General features: G+C 60.0%; 17 protein-coding genes and 3 pseudogenes. 12 read left to right on the plus strand and 8 right to left on the minus strand.

Going from position 1 to position 24,786, the window contains the following annotated elements:
- The first annotated feature begins 2 nt into the window (after positions 1–2).
- The 7 genes from ACXX83_RS00135 (at position 3) to ACXX83_RS00165 (ending at position 8,990) form a co-directional block, all read left to right on the plus strand.
- Positions 3–1,592, plus strand: coding sequence for a glycerol-3-phosphate dehydrogenase/oxidase (locus tag ACXX83_RS00135; RefSeq protein WP_458547297.1), 1,590 nt, complete (start codon positions 3–5; stop codon positions 1,590–1,592).
- Positions 1,593–1,612: 20 nt separating this feature from the next.
- Positions 1,613–3,181 carry an FGGY-family carbohydrate kinase gene (locus ACXX83_RS00140; protein WP_458547298.1) on the plus strand — a complete coding sequence of 523 codons (1,569 nt, stop codon included), beginning with the start codon at positions 1,613–1,615 and terminating at the stop codon, positions 3,179–3,181.
- Positions 3,182–3,420: 239 nt separating this feature from the next.
- A complete protein-coding gene (locus ACXX83_RS00145) occupies positions 3,421–4,722 on the plus strand; it encodes a phospholipase C/P1 nuclease family protein (protein ID WP_458547299.1) in 1,302 nt (433 codons plus the stop codon).
- A 41-nt stretch (positions 4,723–4,763) separates the two neighbouring features.
- On the plus strand, positions 4,764–6,719 hold the full coding sequence (locus ACXX83_RS00150; protein ID WP_458547300.1) for a DUF1302 domain-containing protein: 1,956 nt from the start codon (positions 4,764–4,766) through the stop codon (positions 6,717–6,719).
- Between the two features lie 141 nt (positions 6,720–6,860).
- The gene (locus ACXX83_RS00155) at positions 6,861–8,234 is read left to right on the plus strand and encodes a DUF1329 domain-containing protein (protein WP_458547301.1); all 1,374 of its coding nucleotides are present in this window, start codon (positions 6,861–6,863) and stop codon (positions 8,232–8,234) included.
- Positions 8,235–8,328: 94 nt separating this feature from the next.
- Positions 8,329–8,574: a FitA-like ribbon-helix-helix domain-containing protein gene (locus ACXX83_RS00160; RefSeq protein WP_217837135.1), complete on the plus strand. Its 246-nt coding sequence runs from the start codon at positions 8,329–8,331 to the stop codon at positions 8,572–8,574.
- The gene (locus tag ACXX83_RS00165) at positions 8,571–8,990 is read left to right on the plus strand and encodes a type II toxin-antitoxin system VapC family toxin (RefSeq protein ID WP_458547302.1); all 420 of its coding nucleotides are present in this window, start codon (positions 8,571–8,573) and stop codon (positions 8,988–8,990) included. Before ACXX83_RS00160 ends, ACXX83_RS00165 begins: the two co-directional genes overlap by 4 nt.
- 124 nt (positions 8,991–9,114) lie before the next feature.
- Here the strand turns inward: ACXX83_RS00165 and ACXX83_RS00170 are convergent, their stop codons facing one another.
- A complete protein-coding gene (locus tag ACXX83_RS00170; RefSeq protein WP_371317832.1) occupies positions 9,115–9,978 on the minus strand; it encodes a methyl-accepting chemotaxis protein in 864 nt (287 codons plus the stop codon).
- A gap of 42 nt (positions 9,979–10,020) precedes the next feature.
- A pseudogene (locus tag ACXX83_RS00175) lies at positions 10,021–11,034 on the minus strand (methyl-accepting chemotaxis protein); the annotation flags it as partial.
- Positions 11,035–11,295: 261 nt separating this feature from the next.
- Between ACXX83_RS00175 and pmrG the strand changes: the two are divergent.
- A complete protein-coding gene (gene pmrG / locus ACXX83_RS00180) occupies positions 11,296–11,967 on the plus strand; it encodes a lipopolysaccharide core heptose(II)-phosphate phosphatase PmrG (RefSeq protein WP_458547303.1) in 672 nt (223 codons plus the stop codon).
- 31 nt (positions 11,968–11,998) lie between these two features.
- Complete coding sequence (locus ACXX83_RS00185) at positions 11,999–12,844, plus strand: phosphatase PAP2 family protein (protein ID WP_458547304.1); 846 nt, start codon at positions 11,999–12,001, stop codon at positions 12,842–12,844.
- Positions 12,845–12,936: 92 nt separating this feature from the next.
- Here the strand turns inward: ACXX83_RS00185 and ACXX83_RS00190 are convergent, their stop codons facing one another.
- From ACXX83_RS00190 to ACXX83_RS00205, 4 genes and pseudogenes are all read right to left on the minus strand, one after another.
- The gene (locus ACXX83_RS00190) at positions 12,937–14,343 is read right to left on the minus strand and encodes a DUF2252 domain-containing protein (RefSeq protein WP_458547305.1); all 1,407 of its coding nucleotides are present in this window, start codon (positions 14,341–14,343) and stop codon (positions 12,937–12,939) included.
- A gap of 126 nt (positions 14,344–14,469) precedes the next feature.
- Positions 14,470–14,831, minus strand: a pseudogene (locus ACXX83_RS00195) (DUF6124 family protein).
- Positions 14,832–14,993: 162 nt separating this feature from the next.
- Complete coding sequence (locus tag ACXX83_RS00200) at positions 14,994–15,455, minus strand: isochorismatase family protein (protein ID WP_126049175.1); 462 nt, start codon at positions 15,453–15,455, stop codon at positions 14,994–14,996.
- A 156-nt stretch (positions 15,456–15,611) separates the two neighbouring features.
- Entirely contained in the window at positions 15,612–16,835 is a 1,224-nt protein-coding gene (locus ACXX83_RS00205; protein ID WP_458547306.1) for an OprD family porin, read from the minus strand.
- A 229-nt stretch (positions 16,836–17,064) separates the two neighbouring features.
- Between ACXX83_RS00205 and ACXX83_RS00210 the strand changes: the two genes are divergently transcribed.
- The 3 genes from ACXX83_RS00210 to ACXX83_RS00220 all read left to right on the plus strand — a co-directional run bounded on the left by ACXX83_RS00210 (position 17,065) and on the right by ACXX83_RS00220 (position 21,470).
- Entirely contained in the window at positions 17,065–17,985 is a 921-nt protein-coding gene (locus ACXX83_RS00210) for a LysR family transcriptional regulator (RefSeq protein WP_407800815.1), read from the plus strand.
- 106 nt (positions 17,986–18,091) lie between these two features.
- The gene (locus ACXX83_RS00215; RefSeq protein WP_458547307.1) at positions 18,092–19,534 is read left to right on the plus strand and encodes a YfcC family protein; all 1,443 of its coding nucleotides are present in this window, start codon (positions 18,092–18,094) and stop codon (positions 19,532–19,534) included.
- 88 nt (positions 19,535–19,622) lie between these two features.
- Entirely contained in the window at positions 19,623–21,470 is a 1,848-nt protein-coding gene (locus ACXX83_RS00220; RefSeq protein ID WP_458550149.1) for a CocE/NonD family hydrolase, read from the plus strand.
- A 265-nt stretch (positions 21,471–21,735) separates the two neighbouring features.
- Here ACXX83_RS00220 and ACXX83_RS00225 read toward each other — a convergent pair.
- Together ACXX83_RS00225 and ACXX83_RS00230 are read right to left on the minus strand one after the other, a co-directional pair.
- Positions 21,736–22,140, minus strand: a pseudogene (locus tag ACXX83_RS00225) (integrase arm-type DNA-binding domain-containing protein); the annotation flags it as partial.
- 913 nt (positions 22,141–23,053) lie between these two features.
- On the minus strand, positions 23,054–24,739 hold the full coding sequence (locus ACXX83_RS00230; protein ID WP_458547308.1) for a YfjI family protein: 1,686 nt from the start codon (positions 24,737–24,739) through the stop codon (positions 23,054–23,056).
- Between the last annotated feature and the right edge of the window lie 47 nt (positions 24,740–24,786).

Raw genomic sequence — 24,786 nt, forward strand, 5'->3', positions numbered from 1 at the left:
CCATGAGCCTGGACTGGAACGCGGCGTGGCGTCAGCAGGTGCTGCCGACGCTGGCGGCTGAAACCTGGGACCTGATCGTCATCGGCGGCGGCATCAGCGGCGCCGGCATCCTGCGCGAAGCCGCGCGCCGAGGGTGGCGTTGCCTGCTGCTGGAGCAGCGCGACTTCGCCTGGGGCACCTCCAGCCGCTCTTCGAAAATGGTCCATGGCGGTTTGCGTTACATCGCCAAGGGCCAGTGGCGCCTGACCCGCGATTCGGTGCGTGAACGCCAGCGGCTGCTCGACGAAGCGCCGGGGCTGGTCGAGCCGATGAGTTTCATGATGCCGCATTATCGTGGCGGTTTTCCCGGACCGCGGGTGCTGGGTGGATTGCTGTCGATCTATGACGCCTTGGCCGGGCGGCGCAGCCATCACTTCCATGACGCGCAACAACTGCGTTATCTGGCGCCAGGGGTGAAGGAAGACTGCCTGCTGGGTGGCACCTGTTTTGTCGATGCGTTGACCGATGATGCCCGCCTGGTGATGCGCGTATTGGGCGAGGCCCGGGCCGACGGCGCCGTGGTGCTCAACGGCGTGCGCGTGCAGCAATTGCTGCGTGAGGAGGGGCGCGTTTGCGGGGTTCAGGTCGAAGACTGCGAGGGAGGCGGATCACTGACACTGCGTTGTGGGGTGTTGGCCGTGGCCACCGGCGCGTGGGCCGAGCGCTTGCGCCTGCCCGATGCGCCTCGCCAGTTGCGCCCGTTGCGTGGCAGTCATCTGTTGTTGCCGGGCTGGCGCCTGCCCGTGGCGCAAGCCTTCACCTTCCTGCACGAGCGTGACCGTCGACCGGTGTTCGTTTTCCCTTGGGAGGGTGCCACGGTGGTCGGCACCACGGACCTCGATCATCGCGAAGATCTGGATCAAAGCGCGAGTATCAGTGCTGAGGAACTCGACTATCTGCTGGCGGCTTGCACTCAACAATTTCCCGGCGCTGAAGTGGTCGCAGCCGATGTGCTGTCGACCTGGTCGGGCGTGCGCCCGGTGGTGGGCAGCGTGGCGGGTGAACTCAAACCGTCGAATGAAACCCGTGAGCATGTGCTGTGGCAGGAGCCGGGTTGCGTGACCCTGGCCGGCGGCAAGCTGACCACCTTTCGCCCGCAGGCGATCGAAGTGCTCAGGGCCTGCGCGAGCATGCTCGAGCGGCCCTTCAATGATGACGCCGCGCCGGTTTTCGCCGTCGTGCCGCCGCTGGCGATACCGGGGCTCAGCGCCAGCCAGTGGCGGCGTCTGGCCGGGCGGCATGGTCGTGACCTGCCGAGGCTGGCGCAACTGATCGCCCGATTGGGCCATGAAACGGTAGGCAGCACGGACACCTTGTGGGCGGAACTGGCCGTTGCCTGCGAGACGGAAATGGTTCTGCATCTCGATGACTTGCTGCTGCGCCGCACCCGCCTGGGCCTGCTGCTACCGCGTGGCGGCGAGGATTGTTTCGCGGCCATTCGCCAACTCTGCCAGCCGCGACTGGGCTGGGACGATGAGCGTTGGCAGCAGGAGATACAGCGTTATCGGGCGTTGTGGCAACGCCATCACGGATTGCCGGATGCCACGCACTGATGCCCATTGAAGAGAGCTCCATGGATAACCACCCGAACAAGCGTTACCTGTTGGCCATCGACAATGGCACCCAGAGCGTGCGCGCGCTGCTCTTCGACCTGCAGGGCAATCTGCTGGGCAAAGGCAAGGTCGAGTTGCAGGCCTATTACTCGGCACAACCTGGGTGGGCTGAGCAAGACCCGGAATATTACTGGGAGAAACTGGGTGAAGCCTGCCAGCAGGTGTGGCAGCAAACCGGGATCGATCGCTCACAGATTGCCGGCGTGTCCCTGACCACCCAACGCGGCACGGTGATCAACGTCGATGCCCAGGGCAAGCCTTTGCGCCCGGCCATTCTGTGGCTCGATCAGCGTCAGAGCGAAGTCGAAGGCGGTATCAAGGGACCGTGGGGCTGGTTGTTCAAACTGGTCGGCGCGCAAGCCACGGTGGACTACTTTCGCGCCCAGGCCGAGGCCAACTGGATCGCCCGTCATCAGCCTGAGGTCTGGGCGGCGACCGACAAGTTCCTGCTGCTCTCGGGGTTTCTCACCCATCGTCTTTGTGGGCGCTTTGTCGATTCCGTGGGCTGTTGTGTCGGTTACTTGCCCTTCGACTTCAAGCACCTGAAATGGGCCGCACCCACCGACTGGAAATGGCAGGCGCTGGCGGTGCGTCCCGAGCAACTGCCGAGCCTGCACAAGCCCGGTGAAACCCTGGGCTATATCAGCGCCGAGGCCAGCCGCCACACCGGCATTCCCGAGGGGCTGCCGCTGATTGCCGCGGGTGCCGACAAGGCCTGCGAAGTCGTGGGTTCCGGCGTCGTCGACGCCAGCACTGTGTGCCTGTCCTACGGCACCACGGCGACCATCACCAGCACCCGCTCGCGCTACCTGGAAATCGTCCCGTTGATTCCGCCTTACCCGTCGGCGGTGCCGGATCAATTCAACTGCGAGGTGATGATCTATCGCGGCTACTGGATGGTCAGCTGGTTCAAGAACGAGTTCGGCCTGCGGGAAATGCAGCAGGCCAAAGCCCAGGGCGTGGAGCCCGAACAACTCTTCGATGCGCTGGTCGAGGCTGTGCCGCCGGGCTCCATGGGGTTGATGCTGCAACCCTACTGGTCGCCGGGCATCCGCGAGCCGGGTGTGGAAGCCAAGGGCGCGATGATCGGCTTCGGCGACGTGCATACCCGCGCGCACATTTACCGGGCCATCCTCGAAGGCCTGGCGTACGCCTTGCGCCAGGGTATGGAGAAGATCGAGAAACGTTCGGGGGTGTCCGTCACGCGCTTGCGTGTCGCCGGTGGCGGCTCCCAGAGTGATGCCGCGATGCAACTCACGGCGAACATTTTCGGCCTGCCGGCCGAGCGTCCGCATGTCTACGAAGCCTCCGGCCTGGGTGCGGCCATTTGCTGCGCGGTGGGGCTGGGACTGCACGCGGATTTCCCCACGGCGATCGCCGCGATGACGCGGGTCGGTGCGGTCTTCCTGCCGCAACCCGAAGCGCAACAGGTCTATGAGCGACTGTACAAAGAGGTCTACCTGCGCATGTATCGACAGCTCAAGCCGTTGTACCAGAGCATCCGCAAAATCACCGGTTACCCCGCCTGAAAAAACACCGTAGATCTCCCTGTGGGAGCGGCTTGCTCGCGAAGGCGATGTGTCAGTGACATCAATGGCGACTGACACTCCGCCTTCGCGAGCAAGCCCGCTCCCACAATGAAGCGTGGTGTTTTTTGCGCCGTGCATGTGGCGCTATCGGAGAACTTTTCTGGTGAGATTGGACAGTGTCAGGGGCAGGGTCGGTTGTTAGGCTCAACCCTCACTGCACATCCAATAAGAACCAGGCAATGAAGCTGACATTCCTCCTGTTGCTGCTTTGTGGGACGGCGCCGCTGGCGTGGGGCTGGTCCAACCATACGGTGGGCAGCTACCTGGCGCTGCAGGACCTGCCGGCCTTGCGCGATGCACCGCAGGTCGAAGTCGAGCCTTTGGAGCAGTTTCTCTGGCAACAATACGAGGCGGTGAGCGCGTTGCTCGACGAGCAGGAGCGCTTCGCCCGCGAGCACTTCGCCCAGTACCCGCCGCGCCCCGACAACCTGCGATTACCAGCCGTGCCCGGGGACAATCTGCGCCACGACTTCCTCACCGCACTGCGCATCAATCCCGGGATTCATCTGGCGATGGTCATCCAGCCGATGCCGGGCAAGGATCAACCCGAGCGTGAGCACCTCAAGGCCGAGCAGGTCATGGTCGAGCAGACGCTGTCACCGTGGAATCGCCAGCGCTTCATCGTTGTCGCTGACCACGAACAAGTCGCGCCCCTGGCCGTGTTGGTCAGCGCCGCCGATGAGCCGGATTACGGCCACGACATCAACCTGTTTAGCGACAACCCCGGCGACGTCGGCGCGCTGTACGGCTTCGGCCCGCAGCCCTTCGGTGACGCGCGGTTTCAGTACAGCTCCCAGGCGCCGTTCCACATGGGATTCTTCCATGAGAGCCCGGTGGTGTACGCCGCTGCCGGATTTCTCCAACGCAGTTGGCCCGACTGGCGCGCCTATCAATACATGGGATTGGCGCGACTGGCCTTTGCCACCGGCCATCCATATTGGGGTTATCGCTTTCTCGGCTGGGGCCTGCACCACATTCAGGACCTGACCCAGCCTTATCACGCCAAGCCATTGCCCGGTGTCGATCTCGCCAGTCTTCTTCTGCTGGAAGGCAAGGCATTGGCCGGTTTCGCGGCCGACAAGCAGGCGTCCATCGAGCGCGTTGCGACCCGGCACATGGAAGTGGAGAAGTATCAGTCGAGCTGGCTGCGTCGTTTGCTGCGCACGGGCCAGCCCCATCCGATGTTCGACGCCTATGCCGATTCTGCCCAGGACGCCCGATACCCGCCGTACTCGGTGGATTACCTGCGCGAAGTGGTGAGTGCCGAGTCCGTCGACGCGTCCGCAGCGTTCGACGAAGCCATCGGCCAGTGGCTGGACACCGCACCGGTCACCGGTGATTTCAGCAGCGGTAATCAGCTGCAGCGCGAAGACTTCGACCATCCGGCACTCAATCAACAGCTGTTCAAACTGCTGGGCCATTTCGGCGCGCACAGCCGGATTTATGCCGGTGCGGGATTGGCGCCCCAGCCATCGCAGTAACGCACACAACAACAATAAATCCAGGGAAAGAGGAACAGATCATGAGCACTCGATTTCGCCTGTCTAGCGCGGCGCTTCCCGGTGTGGGCCTGGCAGGGCTGCTGCAACTGTGCGCGGTCGACGGCGTGCAGGCCGAGGAATTCAGCGTGCTGGACAACCAGGTCACCGGTTCATTCGACAGTACCTTGTCCTATGGCCGCTTGTGGCGGGTTCAGGGCCGGGACAAGAACAACGACGACGTCAACACCAACGACGGCAATCGCAACTTCGACACCGGGCTGGTTTCCGAGGTGTACAAGATCACCTCGGAGCTCGAGGCCAACTATCAGAATTACGGGATGTTCGTGCGCGGTACCGCGTTCTATGACACCCAACTGATGGACAAACGCAACGATTACTACCGCAACAACAATCCGTCGCAACCCAGTCAGAGTTACCCGCAGGACGACCACTTCACCAGCCAGACCCGCGATATCGCCGGCAGCCGGGCGGAGTTGCTCGACGCCTACCTCTATGGCAATTGGGACGTGGCGCAGATGCCGGTCACTGCACGTATCGGGCGCCAGGTGTTCAACTGGGGCGAGGGGATTTTCTACCGTGGCGGGATCAACACCACCAACCCGGTGGATGCGGCCAAGTACCGTCTGCCCGGGGCCGAAGTCAAGGAAGTGCTGGTCCCGGTAGAGGCGCTCAGCTTCAACATCGGCCTGACCGACAGCCTGACTATGGAAAGCTTTTACCAGACCAACTGGAAGGAAACCCGCATCGACCCGGTCGGCACGTTCTACTCGCAGACGGACCTGTTCGCCGACGGCGGCAACACCGCCTACAACAACTTCAGCGGTACCGCGCTGGACACCCCGGTGCCTGGCTTCGGTAACGTGATCGATCTGTACAGCGCGCTAGGCAACAACCCGCTGCTCAACCAGGCCCTGAGCACCACCGGCCTGTATGCCAACGGGGTTACCCCGACCTTTGGCAACACCGTCAAGGTGGCCACGGTCGGCAAGGATTTCAACGCGCGCAACGACGGCCAGTTCGGTTTCGCCTTTCGCTACATCGCAGAAGAACTCAACAGCACCGAGTTCGGGTTGTACATGGTCAACTACCACGCCAAGGAGCCGACCATTTCCGCCGACCTGGGCGGGTACCAGGGCATCGACATGAATGCCCTGACCAACCTGTTGGCCGGTGTCGCCGGCAGTCAGGCGGGGCAGTTGGCCAACGGCCTGGCGACCGTGGATGTGCTGGGCAACATTCAGGCGCACCGGCGTTACGCCGAAGACATTCGCATGTACGGCTTCAGTTTCAACACCACCCTGGGCCAGGCGTCGGTGTTCGGTGAAGTGGCGTATCGGCCGAACCTGCCCATCGGGGTCGCCGCCACCAACGACCTGATCGGCGACCTGGCCAACGGCGCCGCCGCAGCGGCAGGTGGCCAGACCATCAACATCGGCGGGCAGCAGGTCACGCTCGACAGCCAGATCAATAACGCCGAGCGCGTGGAAGCGTTCAACACGTCCCTGGGCACCATTTACAACTTTGGCCCGAGCCTGTCATTCGACTCGATGTTCGGCGTATTCGAGCTGGCGTCCGAGCACCTGCGCGGCAGCAGCCTGCAATACACCGCTTATGACGGCAGTAACCGTTACTACGCGGGCACCGGCAACTTTTCCTATGTGTCCGGTGGCGAGCGCGGCGACCAGGTCAACCGCAACTCCTACAGCTACACCGCGATGCTCAACGGCACCTGGAACGACGTGTATGCCGGGGTCAACGTCTCGCCCTATGTCGTCTACAAGGATGACTTCGAGGGCAACAGCTATCAGGCGGGCAACGTCATCGAGGGTCGCAAGGCCTACACCCTGGGGATCAAGGCCAACTACCAGAACAGGCTGGAGGCCGAGCTGCAATACACCGAGTTCTATGGCGGCGGGCAGGACAACGGCCTGCGTGACCGCGACAACATCGGCTTCAACCTCAAGTACTTCCTTTGATTGTTGCGCACACCCCCCCTTGTGGGAGCGGGCTTGCTCGCGAATGCGGTTTATCAGGCGACACCTGTGCTGGATGTGCCGCCCTCTTCGCGAGCAAGCCCGCTCCCACATTGGATCTTTTGTGTATTTCGGAGAACGATCATGTTTCACACTTCACAACTGACCAAGACCACGCTGGCGCTGTTCCTGAGCCTGGCCGCCGGCAGCGCGCTGGCCGCGGTCACGCCCCAGCTGGCCGAACAACTGAAAACCACCCTGACCCCATTGGGCGCCGAGCGTGTCGGCAACGCCGCCGGGACCATTCCGGCCTGGACCGGCGGCATCACCCAGGCGCCGGCGGGCTACAAGCCAGGCCAGCATCACCCGGACCCGTATGCGGCGGACAAGCCGCTGTTCACCATCACCAAGGCCAACCTTGAACAGTACAAGGCCCACCTCAGCCCGGGTCAGGTCGCCCTGTTCAACAGCTACCCCGACACCTTCCAGATGCCGGTCTATCCCTCACGCCGCTCTGGCTCGGCGCCGCAGTGGCTGTATGACAACACCTTGAAGAATGCGACCGCGACCAAGCTGCTCGATGGCGGCACCGGTTTTGCCGATGCCTATGGCGGTGTGCCGTTCCCGGTGCCCAAGGACGGGGTCGAGGTGCTGTGGAACCACATCACCCGTTATCGCGGTATCTATGTGGTCCGTCGTGCCTCGGAAGCGCCGGTACAACGCAACGGCAGCTTCGCGCTTGTGACCTCGCAACAGGAGGGGCTCTTCAACTATTACCGCCCGGGCGGGCAATTCGCCGACCTGAAAAACGTCCTGTTTTACTATCTGGCGTTCGTGAAGAGCCCGGCCCGCCTGGCGGGTGGTGCGGCCTTGGTTCACGAGACCCTGGACCAGCTCAAGGACCCGCGCCAGGCCTGGGTCTACGATGCCGGCCAACGTCGTGTGCGCCGGGCGCCGAACCTCGCGTATGACACCCCGATCGCCTCGTCCGACGGCCTGCGCACGGCGGACGATACCGACCTGTTCAACGGCTCGCCGGACCGCTACGACTGGAAGCTCAAGGGCAAGCAAGAGGTCTACATTCCCTACAACAACTACAAAGTCGGCAGCCCTGAGGTGAAGTACGCGCAGTTGCTCACACCGGGCCACCTCAACCCGCAATACACCCGTTATGAGCTGCACCGGGTCTGGGTGGTCGAAGGCACGCTCAAGCCAGGCGCGCGGCATATCTATTCCAAGCGCGTGCTGTTTCTGGACGAGGACAGTTGGGGCGCCGCGTTGGTCGATCAATATGACGGGCGAGGGGAGTTGTGGCGGGTGTCGATGGCCTACCTGAAGAACTTCTACGACCTGCCCACCACCTGGAGCGCGCTGGACGTATTCCATGACTTGCAAGCACGTCGTTACTACGTGCAGAACCTGGATAACGAAGAGCAGGGCACTGTGGACTTCGCCCAACCGGTGCCGGAAGACGCGTACTTCATGCCGTCGGCATTGCGCCAGCGTGGGACGCGGTAAAAAAGGCCATTAACCACTTGGCAGCTCGTCAGGTTTTGGTCGGTCAGAATGTGCTAGTCTGCAATCAATGATTTCACTGATTGCAGGAGGCATCATGGCCAGCATCACGATTCGAAACCTTGATGATCAGCTCAAGGAGCAACTGCGCATCACAGCGGCTCACAACGGACATTCCATGGAAGAAGAGGCTCGCCTGATTCTGGGCAGAGCCTTGACGACTGTTGATCGCGCCGGTGGACTTGGAAGCAGGATCCGCAACAGATTCAACGCCATCGGCGGAGTCGAGCTTGATCTGCCAAAGCGTTCAGAGAAAGCAACGGCGGTGGATTTTTCTGAATGATAGTGCTCGATACCAACGTTCTTTCAGAGTTTATGCGAGTGGAGCCTGAAACCCGGGTGCTTGCCTGGGCTGATGCGCAGCCATCAATGGATCTGGCAGTCAGTGCGGTGACGGTGGCAGAAATACTTCACGGAATCGCGCGCCTTCCATCTGGCAAGCGCAAACAAAAACTTGAAGCCCATGCCATGGCAATGTTCGAAGAGGACTTTGCCGGACGCATTTTGCCGTTCGATGCTCATGCCGCTGTTGAGTACGCAGCGTTGACAGCGGGTGCTGTAGAAAACGGGCGTGCAGTTTCAATGGCAGATGCGCAAATTGCCGCCACTTGCCGAAGCCATGGGGCTGCCATAGCCACCCGCAATGTTCGAGATTTCGAGTTCAGCGGTGTTGAAGTGATAGATCCCTGGATGAGCTGAGCTCCCCTGTAGGAGCGAGCTCGCTCGCGAAGAACTTGCCAGCGCCGCGGTCATTCAGAATGCACGCGTTTTCGTTGACCACCATCGCGAGCAAGCTCGCTCCTACAGGACGAGCCTGAATTCATCAAACGCGGAAGTGGCTCACCATCTGCTGCAATTGACCACCCAACCGCGCCAGTTCAACGCTGGACTTGGCGGTCTCATCGCTCGCCGCAGCCGTCTGTTCCGACACATCGCGCACGTTGATGATGCTGCGGCTGATCTCCTCGGCCACGGCGCTTTGCTGTTCGGCGGCAGCGGCGATCTGCTGGTTCATCGACTGGATGTTGGACACCGTGCGGGTGATGCTCTCCAGTGACTCGCCGGCCTTGCGGGTCAGGGCCACGCTGCTGTCGGTGAGGACGCGGCTGTTGTTCATCACGGCGGACACTTGTTGCGTGCCGTTCTGCAGGCCGGCCACCAGGCCTTCGATTTCCTCGGTGGATTTCTGCGTGCGCTGGGCCAGGCCGCGGACCTCGTCGGCCACCACGGCAAAACCACGACCGGCTTCACCGGCGCGGGCCGCTTCGATGGCGGCGTTGAGCGCCAGCAGGTTGGTCTGTTCGGCCACGGCCTTGATCACGTCCATGACGCTGCCGATCTTGTCGCTTTCCTGTTGCAGCACGCTCATGGCTTCGGTGGAACGTACCACTTCGCTGGCCAGACGCTCGATCTGGGCGATGGCTTCGTTGACCACTTTGTCGCCTTCACGGGCTTCACCGTCCGCCGCCGCAGCGGCTTGCGAAGCTTCTTCGGCGTTGCGCGCGACTTCCTGCACGGTGGCGGTCATCTCGTGCATGGCGGTCGCGACCTGATCGGTCTCGACTTTCTGGCTGTTGACCCCGGCGCTGGTCTGTTCGGTCACGGCCGAGAGCTCTTCGGCGGCGCTGGCGATCTGGGTCACGCCGTCGCGGATGCCGCTGATCAAGTCGCGCAGGGTCACGCCCATGCGTGCGATGCCTTGCTGCAACACGCCGAGTTCGTCACGACGAGTGACCAGCACGTTCTGGGACAGGTCACCGCTGGCGATGCGGTCGACCACCGCCAGGGTTTCGCGCAATGGACGGGTGATCTGGCGCGTGATGACCACGGCGGCAATGATGCCCACCAACAATGCCAGCAGCGTGCTGATCAGTTGCAGTGTGCGCGCCTGGGCGCTTTCGGCGTCACGGCGGTCGAGCTGGATCTGATACAGCTGATCGCTCTGGGACACGATGGCGGCGCCCTGGTCGGTCATTTCCTTGCGCGCCTGCACCGCGTCATTGCTGGCGGCCTTGTAGGCCTGCAAGGCACTGCGATAGTTGCCCAGCGCGGTCTCCAGCTGACGCAGGGCGTCTTGCTGGGCGTCGGCGAACTGCGCGTTCAGCGGTTTCAGGCTGGCGATGGCAGCGTCCAGTTGGCTGACCGCTTTTTGCTCGGTTTCGGTATTGGTGGTGGCGGTGTAACCACGTACTTCGTAACGCGCCAGCAGGAACGCTTCCTTGGCCGATGTAATGGCCTGGAACTGTTCGAAGCGCTGGTCGCTCAGCGGCATTTGCTGCACGCGGGTGTTGATCTCATTGATCAGCGTTTGGGCGGTTTCGGCGTTGGCGCTCATGGCGTCGCGGGCGCTGTTGCCGGCGCGATAAGCGTTGCGCATTTTGCCCAGGGACGTCCTGTAGGCGTCGATCACGGTGCCTTGCTCACGGAGCAGCTTGAGGTTTTCCGGGCTCTTGAACTTCGCCAGCAGGGCCTGTTGCTGGGCCGAGAAGGCGTCAAGGGTGGTCTGCACGCCCTGCGCGGCGGTTTCGTCGCCGTTGGTCAGCATGTATTGCAGGCGAACCACGCGCAGCTTGGTCAGGCCGGCGTTGAGCTGGGTGATGTCGCTCATCCAGTTGCTGCGGTCGATCAACCCGCCCAGGCTGGTCCAGCCGGTCAGGGCGAGGACGCAGGTCAGTGCCAGCACGAGGCCAAATCCAAGGCCCAGTTTCAGGTTCACGCTGATGTTGCCGAACCAGCTATTCATCAAATTCCTCCAGGAACGTAGTGCTTCTTTTTTCGTCGGTTGGCTGGAAGATTGTTTTTTTTGGGGGCCGCCAAGCTGTGTAAGCCGGATGTATCGGCAGCAATGGCGGGAGCTGAAAGGATTTTTCCAAACGGATTCTGTAACAAGATCTTTACAGCGCTTTTAAGCTTTTTTTCACACGGGTTTCACCCGCCGCCGACGCACGCATCTTTAACCTCCGGGGATCTGATGAGGTGGTGCGTGCCGGCGAGGCGGCTTGATGTGGAATTAAGACTGAGTTTTTTCGGGGTAAAACGCTCGATCGACCTGAAGCGCTTCGCCCGCTTTCGCAACGCTGCAGTGGTGTTGGCCTCGGCGCTGCTGGTGATCCCGTTGACGGTGTTTTTACTGCGACCGGCCACCGTTCCGGACCTGGCGCATGGCAATGTGCGCGGTGCACAGGCGTTGATGAAGGAGTGGGCCAAGGGCGACCTGATCGTGCTGGTGCGCCACGTCGAACGTTGCGATCACTCTTCGGCTGCCTGCCTGATCGGCAACGATGGCATTACCGAGCGTTCGCGCAGTGTTGCCACAAAAGTTGGGGCGCAATTCCGTAACCTGGGCCTGGACAAGGCCGATATCTACCACAGCCCGATCCTGCGAACGGCGCAGACTGCCGGCTTCATGTTCAACAAGGCCGGCGCGGGCGAAGACTGGCTGGTCGGTTGCAAGGGCACCATGCTGCGCGACGCGTTGGCGCACAAGGTGGCCGGGCGTAACCTGATTCTGGTGACCCATAGCGAATGCATGGCGCAACTGGAAAAAGACCTCGATCTGACGACTTCAACCCTGGGTTACGGGGCGTCTCTGTTTGTCTCCGCCGAAACGCCGAACAGTCCGCGCATGCTTGGTTTTATCGAAGCATCGGATTGGCCCACGTTTACACCCCGTTGAACCTCACCCTCCCTTTGAATCAGGATTGAGCATGCAGACCGCCTCCCGCTACCGCTTTTATTGGGTGAACTTTGGTATTCCGCTGGCCTGCGCGGCCGTGGTGTTCCTGATGTTCGACATGACGCGCATCGACATCGCCTTCAACAACTATTTTTTTGACCCGGTGACGCAGACGTACCCGCTGGACCAGATCCACCTGTTCGAAAAGATCACCCACAAATGGGCGCGGATCATCCCGAACTGGACCGGCGAAATTGCGATTATCGGCGCCTTGCTGTCGTTCCTCTGGCCGCGCCTGAAGGCTGAAAAACACTCGAAAATCATCGCCTTCCTGGAAAAAATCAAAGTCGCACCGGTGCTGCGCTTTGCCAACCGCCATCGACGCGACTTTCTCTACGTGGTGTTCGCGTTTTCCATCAGCACCGGGGTCATTCACTACCTCAAGGGCCACACCAGCGTGTATTGCCCGATCGAGACGACACTGTACGGCGGCAAGATGCAGCACGTTGAGTGGTATGAAAATTTCGACCTGCTGAAAGTTGCCGGTGACGGCCGCTGCTGGCCGGGCGGGCATGCCTCGGGCGGTTTCACCATGCTGGCGTTGTACTTCGTGGCTCGCCGTTATCGCTGGCGCTATTCCAAGGCGATCATGTACGGCTCGCTGACCCTCGGCTTCATCTACGGCACAACGCGAGTGCTGCAAGGCTGGCACTACATGTCCCACACCTTCTGGGCCGGGATCTTCGTGTGGCTGGCGTGTTTGCTGACGGCGCTGGCGTTTTACGGGCGAGCGAGGCTGGAACAGCCGGTGCTCTGCGAAGCGAATTCGCAGGCAAAAAAAAGCCCGCGGGAGGGCGGGCAAACTGTAGTTTCTTGAATGAGCGAGCGAAATGTACAGGCTGGCGCGAGAGGGTGGGGTGAAGAAAAATTCATCTCGATCAAAACCCCGCACCAGAGCCAGCGACACCGCTACGGCAAATGATCGGCGGCAAAGTCGGCTTCCGACCGGGCACGTAAACGGCCCTTGCGGCAGGCTTGCTGGAAACGCTCGAAATCGCGCTCGTTCTGCTCGGTATAGCCCTGGGCGTATTTATAAAGCGCATCGGCCAATGCCTCGCTCTTGCCGATGTAGCCGCTGATCACCGCCGCCTGCCCCGAAGACTTGGCATGGGCGCGAGCCAGGGCCCGGCCGCAAAGCCGGCCATAGGCCGCGAAGGCATCGCCATCGAAGGTCTCGAGTTCGGCGGAGATTTTCATATCGCGCAATTGCCGCACATGGAAATGCCGCCCGCTGGGCCCGGTGGTCCAGCCGAGGAACAGGTCGCTGGCCGACTGCATCAGGCGTTGACCCTCGACCACACGCTGCCCTTCATGGCGCACCCGCGACCTGGCCTTCACGTAGCCGGCGAGCACCGAGCGCCGCGCTTCCTTGAATTGCAGGAACAGCGGGAACTGCTGATCGTCGGTCAGCAGCGCCACCAGGCAACGGGTGCCTGCACTGCCGACGCCCACCACCTTGAAGGCCATGTCCTGTACGTGAAAACGCGACAGCAGCTCACGGCGGTCCGCTTGCAGGGTGCCGCGATAGTCGCGCATGAAGGTGTCGTAGAGCGGACGCCAGTCCGAGAGGCGCAACCAGTCATCATCGGCGTCCAGCAGCGTGGTGTTCTTGTGCAGGTGGAAAATTTCCGGCAGGTCATCGCGAATGATCAGACGCCCATGGCCGTCGCGTTCGCTGATTTTTGGCAGCAGTTCGGCATGGGTACGACGCTCGGCTTTTTCGATGGCGCGTTCCACGTGTTCCAGGGTGCTTTGGTTGGCCTGCGCCAGCAGGTCGTTATAGCTGATGGATTCGTACCAGGTTTCCAGCGAACTTTGTTCGGCGCATTCGAGCATGGTTTTCTGATAGGCACTCACCACCTCATGGCAGATGCTGTCTTCAACCGACTCGCCATGGCGCAAGTCGCGGGTTGCCACCAGAAAACTCGCCACCAGGCGTTTCAAGTCCCACTCCCACGGCCCGGGGTGGGCTTCGTCGAAGTCGTTGACGCTGAACAGCAGGTTGCGTTCAGGCGTTGCGAAACCGCCGAAGTTCATCAGGTGGCTATCGCCACAAATCGGCGAAACCAGCCCCATGTGCGAGGTGCCCGCCAGGTCGTGGGCCTGCAGCAGCGCATTGCCGCGAAAGAAGGTGAACGGCGACACCAGCATGCGCCCGTAACGCAGCTCCACCAGCGATTTGACGCGTCCTTCACTTGACGCCTTGATCAGCGGTATCGGATCGCGATCGACATTGCCCAAGGCTGCTTGCGAACTGCGCGAGCACTTCTTGCGCGCATCCTTGCCTTGCTTAAAACGGTCGGTGAGGGTGGTCATGGGGGCCTATTCGACGGGTATTTTAGGGCGATTGCGAATGGAGTGTAGAAGGGCTTTGCGGGTTCATCCGAAGTGTTTGCCCGGCGACTGACCTGTCTGTCAGGCATCGGCATGTATCGATCCATCTCAAGCCTCTGCTTCGTCGAGTGGCGCGATGTTGTCCAGTGCCCGGTTCACCAACAATTGCGCCAGCACGGCCAGTTGCTGGATTGCCAGGGCGATGTTGCGACGCGAACTCTCAAGCTCGCAGGCAAGATCGGTGCTCATGACGTTGAGCGAGGCGAAGGTTTCGCTGGCGTGGGTGAGCAGGGACGGCGTGTCTATGTCGGGACGGATGGTGAAGACGTGGCTGACGGGTCGAGGTGATTGGGGTTGCGCAGGCGGGCGCTGATGGCGGGTTCGGTGGTGTTGGAGATGTTGGATAAGTCGGGTGATTCGGTTGTTGCATCAGGTGAAGAGTTTTGCAGGGTGGGGCTTTGGCTTTTCATGATGGAGATCCTGGTTTGTTTATAGGAGCTGCCCCGGTTTTCAGCCTGTCAAAGCCGGTCGCTGATTTTCAGCGACCCAGAAAGGCTATCGTCGAGAAGGAGGCCCCGCCAGTTCATGAAAGGCGATGCGTTTTGCGGGAAATGTCCTAGGACGCGGTGAAGTCACAGGTCGCTAGATTTCACCGTGTGCTTGAAATGATGCTCCCAAAGCCTGACCCCCAACCCGCCCGTCCGGTCCAGCGACGAACCCACCGTCAAATCCGTAATCAAGGTCGGCTGCAACCCCGCATCAAATAGCGCAAACCCCGCCGCCAGGCAGCAGGTTTCGGTCTGCAGGCCGCACACCAGCACGCGCTCGACGTTCAGGCTTTTCAGGTAGTCGATGGTTTGCGGCGTGGGTGCGTAGCCGTGCTTGATGAAAATGCGGTCGGCGGGGATCAGGCTGTCATCGTCCGGTGCGGGGTGCCAGCCAAGCTGTTTTTCGAAGGGGGTTATGGACTCGTCGTGACGCTCGACCGTGGCGACACTGGGCAGGGTGCCGATGAGTGCCCGGATACCGTCGACCAGCCACTGCGGCGGGGCGAAGCCGGGTTGTACGTCGATGATCAGGAGGGCTTGGCGCATGGGCTTCTCCGGGAGAGAGGGTGACGACGAGTGGCAGGGGGAAGACAGTTACTCCCACAGGGTGCGGTGTGAGGGATGAATTATCAAACCCCGGATGCAATAAGGCCCGCAGTGGGCGGGCCTTGTCAGCTTTGATTGTGGGGCCGGGTCAATGGGTTACCACAATGCGATGTCATAAGTCAGGTACAGGCGATAGTTATCTCGATCGCTGGCGTAGGTAGAACGATAAGTGGCTTTTCGCACTTCGATGCCTATGCCTTGGAGCGCGCTGCTCTGTATGACATATCGCAGATTGGTGTCGGATTCCCACTCCCGGGCTTCGCGTCCTTTGTAGTCCCCGTTCTCGCCCTTGTAGTAACGGGTCATCAGGCTCAGGCCAGGCACAAACGCAGCGAAGTCATAGTCGTAGCGCAGCATCCAGGTCTGCTCACCAGCCTGGATGAACTTTCCGACGCCTGCATTGGAGAACGAATAGACCGTCGACACGCTGGTGTAGGGCAATGCCGTATCGCCGCTGACCTTCTGATAACCCAGACCAAGTGCATGGCCGCCGAGGCGATAGGTGAAAAGGCCGCTGAACATATCGGCATCCACCGCACCATTGCGTGCCTCACCGGCATCGCCACTGATGAAGTAGCGCAAATCGCTGGTCAGGCTGCCACTGCCCATCGGTTGTTTATGCACCAGACCGAAAAACTGCTGCCGGTAGAACTCACGCATCTCCCCGTAATACCAGGTGCCGCTTAGGGTGGGCGTGAACTTGTAGGTGGCACCGGCAAAATCAAAGTCAGTGCCTTTGCTACCGGTGTAGCCCTGTGGATAGATATCGACGCTGTCGGTGGAGTTGCGCTGCTTGAACTTGTCCAGATGACCGCTGTGCAAGTACAGATCGCGGATGCCGCTATACTCGATTTGCGTACCGCGAAAGGTTTGCGGCAACAGACGCCCATCGTTGTAGACCAGCACCGGAATCCTCGGCATCAGGTTACCGGTCTTGATCACGGCCTCGCCGATACGCATTTTTGCAGTGATACCCAGGCTGGAAAAACCATCCGCTGCATGGCCATCGTCGTGCACCGGCAGCAAACCGGTGCCCGCATGGGTCGGGCTGGAATCGAGCTTCAGGCCGGCCAGGCCCAGCGCATCCAGACCGAACCCCACCGTACCCTCGGTGTAGCCCGATTGCAGGTTGAGCAAGAAACCCTGCGCCCACTCTTTGCGGTCCTCGCCACCGTCGCGATAGCCATCGTTGAAGTAGTAATTGCGCAAGGTCAGTTTGCCTTGGGAATCTTCGAAAAATCCTTGGGCCATCAGCTCTGGCGACAGACCCGCCAGCAATCCTGCGGACACAATGCCGCCTCTCGTGAACAGTCCACGCATGGTGTTTTCCTCAGCCCCGCATTATCGGTTTTATGGGCAGTCGCAAAGGTCCCGGAATCGGGATGGGTCTCGATTTTGTTGGCCTGTGAAGCTGGACTCAGCGGCGCATTGCGGCGGACACTAACGGCTCGACAGCGCGTCCACAACGTTATGCGAGAAGCGCATCAGGCTATGCGAAAGCTGGTTTTTCGCGGGCGGGCACCGTTGCAAAACCAGGGGAATCGGTATCGTGAATCTCAAGCAACTCGAAGCTTTCAAAGCCATCATGGCCACCGGTTCGACCATCGGTGCCGCCACTCGCATGGGGCTATCCCAATCGGCCGTCAGCCGCTTGCTGACGCAGCTGGAAGAAGCATTGGGCTTCGCCTTGTTCTTGCGCAAAAAGGGCCGTTTGATGGCCACGCCGGAAGCCGAAGAGCTGCTCGCCGAGGTCACGGGGCTGGTGGATGGCATGCAGCGCATTCAACGCATGGCCGATGAGCTGCGCATCGGTCGCTCGCACAAGAGCCTGCTCAAGGTGGGCGTGCCGACCAGCATGACCCAGGAGCTGCTGCCGAAAATCGTTGCCGAATTTCTCAAGAGTCACGACGACATCGTCGTCGAGTTGCTCACCGGCTCGTACGACACCATCGAGCGCGCTGTGCTCGACCGGTCTGCCGATCTCGGCTTCGTGCGTTTGCCTACGGAACTGTCCGACTTCGACATTGAACCGGTACTGGAAACCGAAGGTGTCTGCGTCATGCCCGCGGATCATCCGTTGACCCGCCATGCAGTGATCGACGTGCAGCATCTGCGCAATGTGCCGCTAGTATTGCTGGGCCGGCAACGGGCCTTGCGCGCCGAGCTCAATCAGGTGTTTCGCGCCGTCAACCTGACACCGCAAGTGCGCATCGAAGTGCATTCGGTCGGCGCCGCCTGCAGCTTTGTCGCCGAGGGCCTGGGGGTGTCGATCGTCAATGGATTGCTGGCCAGTCACTTCACTCATTTGCCGGTTGTCACCCGACCTTTTCGCCCGACACTGCGCTACGAATTCGGTCTGGCATTCCGTCGGGACGAGCAGCGCCCATCGATGGTGAGTGCCTTTGCCGCCCATCTCAAACAACGTCTGAACGAGTCGATGAAGACCGTCCACGCATCACAAAACGCATAGCCCGACCCGCTCCACGCATAACGTTGTAGCCCCTTGGCGTTTGCCCTAGTGTCTGCCCCATCGAAACATTGACACTCAGAATAAAAACACCAAAGGGCTCACCGCCATGTCCCAGATCGACCTCGCACAACCGGGCGCTGCCGAAAGTCAGACGCAACCCGCCAAGCCGACTGTACGCAAAACCATTAACCCGGCCATCATCCTGCTGAGCATCGTGTTGCTCGCGGTCGGGTTCACGTATGCGGTCAACTCCGGCAGCTTCCAGCGCCAGAACGGGCTGGTGGTACCGGGCTCTTATCAAGTCCTGGAAAAGAGTCATTCCCTCACTCATCTGTTGGCTGTCGAACCACGCGCAGCCAAGGATGCGGTGGCCCGCCCGGTGTCGCTGATCGAAGGGTTCATGGCGATCCCGCAGGGCATCGAGAAACGCGCCGGATTGATTTTCATGGTGCTGTTCATCGGCGGCATGTTCGGCGTGCTCAACAAGGCCGGGGTGATCGACGCCGGGCTAGAACGCCTGCTCGGCATGACGCGCGGCAACATCTACGTGCTGGTGCCGATGCTGATGCTGGTGTTCTCCGCCGGCAGCACCTTCATGGGGTTGGCCAAGGAATTCATCCTGATCGTGCCGCTGATGGTCGCGATGGCCAATCGACTGGGGCTGTCGAACTTGATCGGTCTGGCCATCGTCTGTATCTCAGTGAAGATCGGTTATCTGGCATCGATCACCAATCCGGTCGCGCTGTCCGTGGCGCAACCGATGGTCGGGCTGCCGATTTTCAGCGGCATGAGCATGCGCATTGCCGCTTACGCGTTGTTCCTCGCCGTTGGCATTGTTTTCGTGCTGTGGAGCATTCGTCGCCACGGCTATGACGCCAACGCGGTCATTACCTTCGAAAGCCAACCGTTGCCGTTGCGCCATCTGCTCAACCTGCTGGTGCTGGCCTTCGGCGTAGGCTTTATGGTGTTTGCGTCAAACCGCTGGGGCTGGAAGTACCACGAACTGTCGGCGTTCTATCTGCTGCTGAGCGTGATCTTCGCAGCGATCCACGGCATGGGCGCCAGCACCGCCGCCAGTGCTTTTGTCGACGGCATGAAAAAAGTCCTGATCGCCGGTGTGTTGATCGGTCTGGCGACTGCGGTGGAAATCATCCTCAGCACCGGTCAGGTGCTCGACACCATCGTCAATGGCCTGGCCAGCGTGGTCAGCGATCATGGCCCGGTGGTTTCGGCCTACGCGATGTTCTTCTCGCAGCTAGGCCTGGATGTGCTGATCCCGTCCACCTCCGGTCAGGCGGCCGTGACCATGCCGATCTTCGGCCCGCTCGGCCAACTCTCCGGAGTCAGCCCGCAAACCACGGTGTATGCGTTTTTGCTCGGCAATGGCCTGACCAACATGATCACCCCGACCTCCGGCGGTCTGCTGGTACTGCTCGCCACCGCACAAGTCGGCTGGGGTCAGTGGGCGCGCTACATCTTGCCGTTGTTCCTGATCTATACCGTGCTGGCGATGGTGTTGCTGGCGGTCGCAGTGACCACCGGTTACTGAGTTCCAAGGCGTCCACCCGCAATGGGACGGGCGCCGGTTTCCACAAGGTTCTGATATGACTTCGCTGAACGAACAGGCATTGCCCGCCATGCGCTTGCTGCGTGACCAGATGATCCGTCTGCGTGATGGCATCCACCTCGCGACCGATATTTACCTGCCAACCGATAGCGCAGGCCCGTGGCCGGTGGTGATCGAGCGCACGCCCTACAACAAGAGCAGCCCCTCGCGCTCGGAAAAACAACTCGACGCCCAGCACATCTCCCGCGGGGCCATGGCCGCGCGTTTCACTGCGCAAGGCTTCGTGGCGATCTTTCAGGATTGTCGCGGGCGCTACGCCTCCGAAGGCGTATTCACCAAATACACCTCGGAAGGCGAAGACGGTTTTGACACCCTCGCCTGGATCGTCGAGCAACCCTGGTGCAACGGGCGAATCGGCAGCATGGGTTTGTCCTACGCGGCCCATACGCAATTGGCGATGGCCTGCCTGCATCCACCGGGACTGAAAAGCATGGTGCTCGACTCCGGCGGCTTTGCGAACGCGTTCCAGTGCGGCATTCGCCAGGGTGGCGCGTTCGAATTGAAACAGGCGACGTGGGCCTGGCGGCAGGCCAAGGAAAGTCCCGCCGCGATCGCCAACCCAAAGATCCGCGAAGCCCTCGAGCAAGAAGACATACACCAGTGGTTCGCCCGCATGCCTTGGCACGCCGGACACTCGCCGATTCGCCATGTGCCGGAGTACGAAGCCTATCTACTGGAACAATGGTCGCAGGGTACTTTCAGCGATTACTGGCGCAAGCCCGGCATCTATGCCGAAGGACACTACGACAACCTGCCGGATATTCCGGTGCTGTTCATGTCCAGCTGGTATGACGCGTATGTCAGCTCGACGCTCGCCAACTACCGTGCCTTCAACCGCCACAACCGCAGCGCCCAGCATTTGATCATGGGACCGTGGCTGCACGGCGATCGCAACATCAGTCATAGCGGCGATGTCGAGTTCGGTGTGGCGGCCAACTTCGATGGCAACGTCGCGCGCACCTGGCTGGATTGTCGACTGGACTGGTTTGCACGCTCGCTCAAGGACCAGACCGGCGAGGCTGCGGCCACGGCGCCGGTCCAGGTATTTCTGATGGGCGGGGGCGATGGTTCGAAAGATCAGCACGGCCGACTGCAACATGGCGGACGCTGGTTGAAGAGCTCGCAGTGGCCGCTTCCGGGTAGTCGGCCCCTGAGCCTGTACCTGAACGATCAGCGCCAATTGAGCACGGAACCGCCTTCAGCATGTGAGTCGAGCCTGAGCTATCGCGCCGATCCCGATCATCCGGTGCCGACCATCGGCGGCGCACTGACCTCCGGTGCTCCGGTATTCGTCGGCGGCGCATTCGATCAACGTGAGCGAGCGGATTTTTTCGGCACACAGGGTAATGACCAGCCATTGGCCGACCGTGCCGATGTGCTGAGTTTCCAGACCCTGCCATTGACCGAAGACATGATCGTCGCTGGCCCGCTAAGCATTGAACTGTGGGTGGAAAGCGACGGCCTCGATACCGACTTCACCGCCAAACTGGTGGACGTTTATCCGGATGGCTATGCGATGAACATCACCGACGGAATCGTGCGCTGCCGTTACCGCGACTCGTGGGAGAAGCCGCAGCTACTGACTCCGGGGCAACGGGTAAAAGTCGTGATCGAGCCGTTTGCCACCTGCAACCTGTTCAAGCGCGGGCACCGCGTGCGCTTGGACATTGCCAGTAGCAATTTCCCGCACTTCGACGTCAATCCCAACAGTGGTGAGGCCGAGAGCCAGGCCTTGTACAAGCGCATCGCGACCAACACGGTTCATATGTGCGCAGACTTCGCCTCACGCATGGTGCTGACTACTCTTGAACCCGAAGCGCTGGCGGATCTGGATTGTCAGGCTATCGATTCGGATTGATGCAGGGCGGCCGGTGTTGCTGTTTATCAACCGGGGCCGAAAAAAAGGTTCTTCACGCATTTCCGGGAAATTGTAGGAGCAGCCGCGAATTGACTGACCCCGATGAACCATTCTGTCGATGTGCTCAAAAGGTGGTAGTCGCCTTCGATATGATCTACTTTTATATCGCTTGTAAGTTTCATCTTTCTTCCGCTGGAGTCAGTGACGGTTACTCGTTCTTGGGGGAGAAAAAATGATTTACACGTTTCAATGTCGTAGCGTGCGGCGCGCCGATGGTTCTTACCGCTGTGCCATCGGTCCAGTTTTTACGTTTGGAGGCGTACCACTCACGAGCTAGTCGTTCGAAGGTATTGCTGGCAGCTTCCAGCTCTGCCGCTTTTCTTGCTCGCTTGGTTGCTAACGGGTTGCTTCCTTGTGCAGAGTCAGCTCGAAGCTCTGCGGCTTTTTGCCGTGCGAGGGATCCACTCACTTCCGGGTAGCTTCCAAGACCTAGCCATGACCATTTTCCATCGGGCTTTTTGTACCAAAGCTGCCAAGACTTGTTTCCGTCTGGACGGACCCGCAGGTAAAGGCTGTTGCCGTCATGCTCGCGATACTCTTTGGTATCTGGCTCTAGTGTCGCCAGGACGGTATCGGCCAAGGGGCGACACTTGATTTCACTACGCTTCATTTCCTTGTACCCCTCAGTTTCAATTTTCCTCCGTGGTACAGGGGAGGACACATGGAGCCTTGAGATAGGGGTAGACAGAGGCGGATAGCCAGAAACAAGAAAGCCCGCACGGGGCGGGCTTCTTGGGGTGTTTCGTAGACTGTCTGAGACAGGTCTAGACTGCTATTTGGTGGGCCGGGGTAAGTTGAACAGATAATGTAAGTTATTGATTTGTAATTAAAATATATGGTTTATTTTTTGTCTGGAATGCCATTTGGAATGCCAATGACATTTGCTTGGTACCTTGGGGCGTCTTGATAGGGTGCGATTGCTATACCGCATCTCTGCTACTTATCGGGCGTTAGCCGAAGTGAAGCGCTGAGGCCGAGCAGATAAGTCGCCCTCCGAGATTTTGTCATTTTAATTTCTCGGTGACTTGCTGCTGTATTCCTCTCGGTCAGACCGCTGGGGCTGACTGGCCCAGATAGACCTTGGACTCATAATGCTTCTCTACGACGGTATCAATGACCTTCTGGATCGACCAAATTTAGCGTAGCTGCATTAGCATCTTCGTTGTGGGTTAGCGTCGGCATTTCTTCTCACGTAAATATCTTTCTCAGGGTGAGCGGCTTCCGCTGAGGTCGGTGCTTACTCTTTCCGCCGCTCGAGTCGGACCCGGTAGCCATTTTTTCATAGGGGCGGCCCCTATTTGATGCAAGTGTCTATCTGAAGGTCAGATCCGTTTTCGCCAAGCCTGTCATGATTAATATGTTATAATATATCTTTTAATTCTGATTTTTTTGATCCCGTGCATAACCGTGACAATCGCGCGCGATTTCCCATTGTTGTGCCGGCTTGCGCATGGAGCTCCCAGTCTGTGTTCTGGTTCTCTTGCGCTCAGCGAGGGGGATGTTTTGCAGCTAAAGCTTACCCGTTAATCGCGGACTTTGATGAAGTAGCTCGGCTGAGCCCCAAACCCATTCCTTACCTCAGGCTTCCAATACTCATGTTCGCTGAACAGAGGAAGCTCCTTGATCGTGAGCGTTTCGCCGTTCTTCAGTTCGGGCTCTCCTCTTTTGAGCAGGATCGACTCTTGGAACCGGTAGCGGCCTCCTTCCTTGGCGATATGCCCCAGCTTGGTCAGCAGTTCGATGGCTGCCTCCAAACGCTCGGTATTGGCACGTCCCCTGAGACTACTGGGGCCGTACTGTTTCACCTGGGTTAGTGTGAAAGTGGTTCGTTGCCCGGTCATCAGATCGTCAGGTGGCGCCGATGAGAGGCGCGTGTTGGGTGAGGAGTCGTTTCTGTTCCTGTTTGTAGGTCTGTCTGCGAGAGGGTTTTGTTTGTGGGCGGTTTTCAGTAGGTAGTGTGCCAGTTGGTTCGCATCCGTCACGAGCTGCGGCTCGTTGGCCAAGTGCTCGATGAAGTGCTTTGAGCAGTTCTGAGCGAACTTCCAGCAGAACTCCAGGGTGAGGTAGTCGATCTCGATATCGCTGTCTGAGGTGCGCTCGAACGTATGCAGGATGGCCGCCAGACGACTCGTGTTTTCCAGCAACTTGGAAGCGTGATCCTTAGCGTAGTGGTATAGGCCGTTTTCCTGCATTTGTTGTTCGAGTTGCCGACTGTACTGGTACCAGAGATTTGCGGCCGGCTCCGAGAAACGTAGTACTTGGCGATCAGGCGAAACGGAGGGGGCCAAGCACTCGCGGATGCGGGCATTGAAGGCCTGTAGGCGAGGCAGTTCAGATAGCTTTTGATCGGTACGCTGGCCAGCCATTGAGCGGGGCTTGGCGACCAGGAAGCGGGCGAGAAAGCCCGTGCCGCGAGCCTCCTCGCCGCGCCTGCCCATGAAGCGGGCGATCACGCTCGGTTGTGCCATTAGTGACAAGGTGAGACGGGCATTTTGGAGAATGAAGCCTTCTCTGGAAATGCGATCGACGATAACGCTGCTGCCATCCCAGAGAGTATTGAGTTTGTCGAGCTCACCCAAGGCCTTGCCGCTGAAAATACTGTTGGCTTCGCTAGTCAGCAGGCAGCCGCTGGGCGTGTTTTCGTAAAGCATCTGCACAAGGGCCTGCGGGGTGGTGTCTTCATAGAGGAACTTGCCCGAGCGGGCGGGTTGCGGTTCAGCTCTGACATGCTCCGCGACAGTCTTCAGGGCTGCGCGCGTGGCGGCGTCGTCGTCTTGGGCTGCGTATTTGCTGTACATACGCTCCAGGTGTCTCTTGCGCGTGCTCCATAGTTGCTGTTCGACCCGATGCTCCACTAAGGCGACCTCGTTGGCGCGATGCGCTGCATCATTCAGGTCGTTGATCGCCTCGAAAAAATTGTTCTGTGTGGTGGTCTTGCGTTCACCGGAGTCCGCGATGGTCAGCAGCATCAGTGAGGTTGGCACTTGGTGTCCGGTTGGCATTCGTATATCGATACGTTTCTGGCAAGCGGTGGCCATGGCCCCGAAGGCGCACATCATTGCCATTTCACGGGAAACCTGCAGCTCTCGGGCTGCCTCAGTTACAGCGGCCTCTACCAAGCTGTGCTCGCGGAAACAGGGCCAGCCGTTCTGGTAGGTAATTGGTTCACTGTCAATGGATTCAGATTTGTCATTATGTGTATTGATCATTTTTTTACCCGCTATTTCTGCTAGCACGTAGCGAAAATAGCAGACTA

This window comes from Pseudomonas sp. GNP012, assembly GCF_054343835.1.

What these genes read in the sequence shown, in the direction of transcription:
- ACXX83_RS00200 (WP_126049175.1), bottom strand. Translation starts at nt 15,455, where the DNA reads ATGCGCCAAGCCCTCCTGATCATCGACGTACAACCCGGCTTCGCCCCG.
- ACXX83_RS00155 (WP_458547301.1), top strand. Translation starts at nt 6,861, where the DNA reads ATGTTTCACACTTCACAACTGACCAAGACCACGCTGGCGCTGTTCCTG.
- ACXX83_RS00230 (WP_458547308.1), bottom strand. Translation starts at nt 24,739, where the DNA reads ATGATCAATACACATAATGACAAATCTGAATCCATTGACAGTGAACCA.
- ACXX83_RS00190 (WP_458547305.1), bottom strand. Translation starts at nt 14,343, where the DNA reads ATGACCACCCTCACCGACCGTTTTAAGCAAGGCAAGGATGCGCGCAAG.
- ACXX83_RS00135 (WP_458547297.1), top strand. Translation starts at nt 3, where the DNA reads ATGAGCCTGGACTGGAACGCGGCGTGGCGTCAGCAGGTGCTGCCGACG.
- ACXX83_RS00150 (WP_458547300.1), top strand. Translation starts at nt 4,764, where the DNA reads ATGAGCACTCGATTTCGCCTGTCTAGCGCGGCGCTTCCCGGTGTGGGC.
- ACXX83_RS00185 (WP_458547304.1), top strand. Translation starts at nt 11,999, where the DNA reads ATGCAGACCGCCTCCCGCTACCGCTTTTATTGGGTGAACTTTGGTATT.
- ACXX83_RS00145 (WP_458547299.1), top strand. Translation starts at nt 3,421, where the DNA reads ATGAAGCTGACATTCCTCCTGTTGCTGCTTTGTGGGACGGCGCCGCTG.
- ACXX83_RS00220 (WP_458550149.1), top strand. Translation starts at nt 19,623, where the DNA reads ATGCGCTTGCTGCGTGACCAGATGATCCGTCTGCGTGATGGCATCCAC.
- ACXX83_RS00140 (WP_458547298.1), top strand. Translation starts at nt 1,613, where the DNA reads ATGGATAACCACCCGAACAAGCGTTACCTGTTGGCCATCGACAATGGC.
- ACXX83_RS00215 (WP_458547307.1), top strand. Translation starts at nt 18,092, where the DNA reads ATGTCCCAGATCGACCTCGCACAACCGGGCGCTGCCGAAAGTCAGACG.
- ACXX83_RS00170 (WP_371317832.1), bottom strand. Translation starts at nt 9,978, where the DNA reads ATGGGCGTGACCCTGCGCGACTTGATCAGCGGCATCCGCGACGGCGTG.
- ACXX83_RS00160 (WP_217837135.1), top strand. Translation starts at nt 8,329, where the DNA reads ATGGCCAGCATCACGATTCGAAACCTTGATGATCAGCTCAAGGAGCAA.
- ACXX83_RS00205 (WP_458547306.1), bottom strand. Translation starts at nt 16,835, where the DNA reads ATGCGTGGACTGTTCACGAGAGGCGGCATTGTGTCCGCAGGATTGCTG.
- ACXX83_RS00165 (WP_458547302.1), top strand. Translation starts at nt 8,571, where the DNA reads ATGATAGTGCTCGATACCAACGTTCTTTCAGAGTTTATGCGAGTGGAG.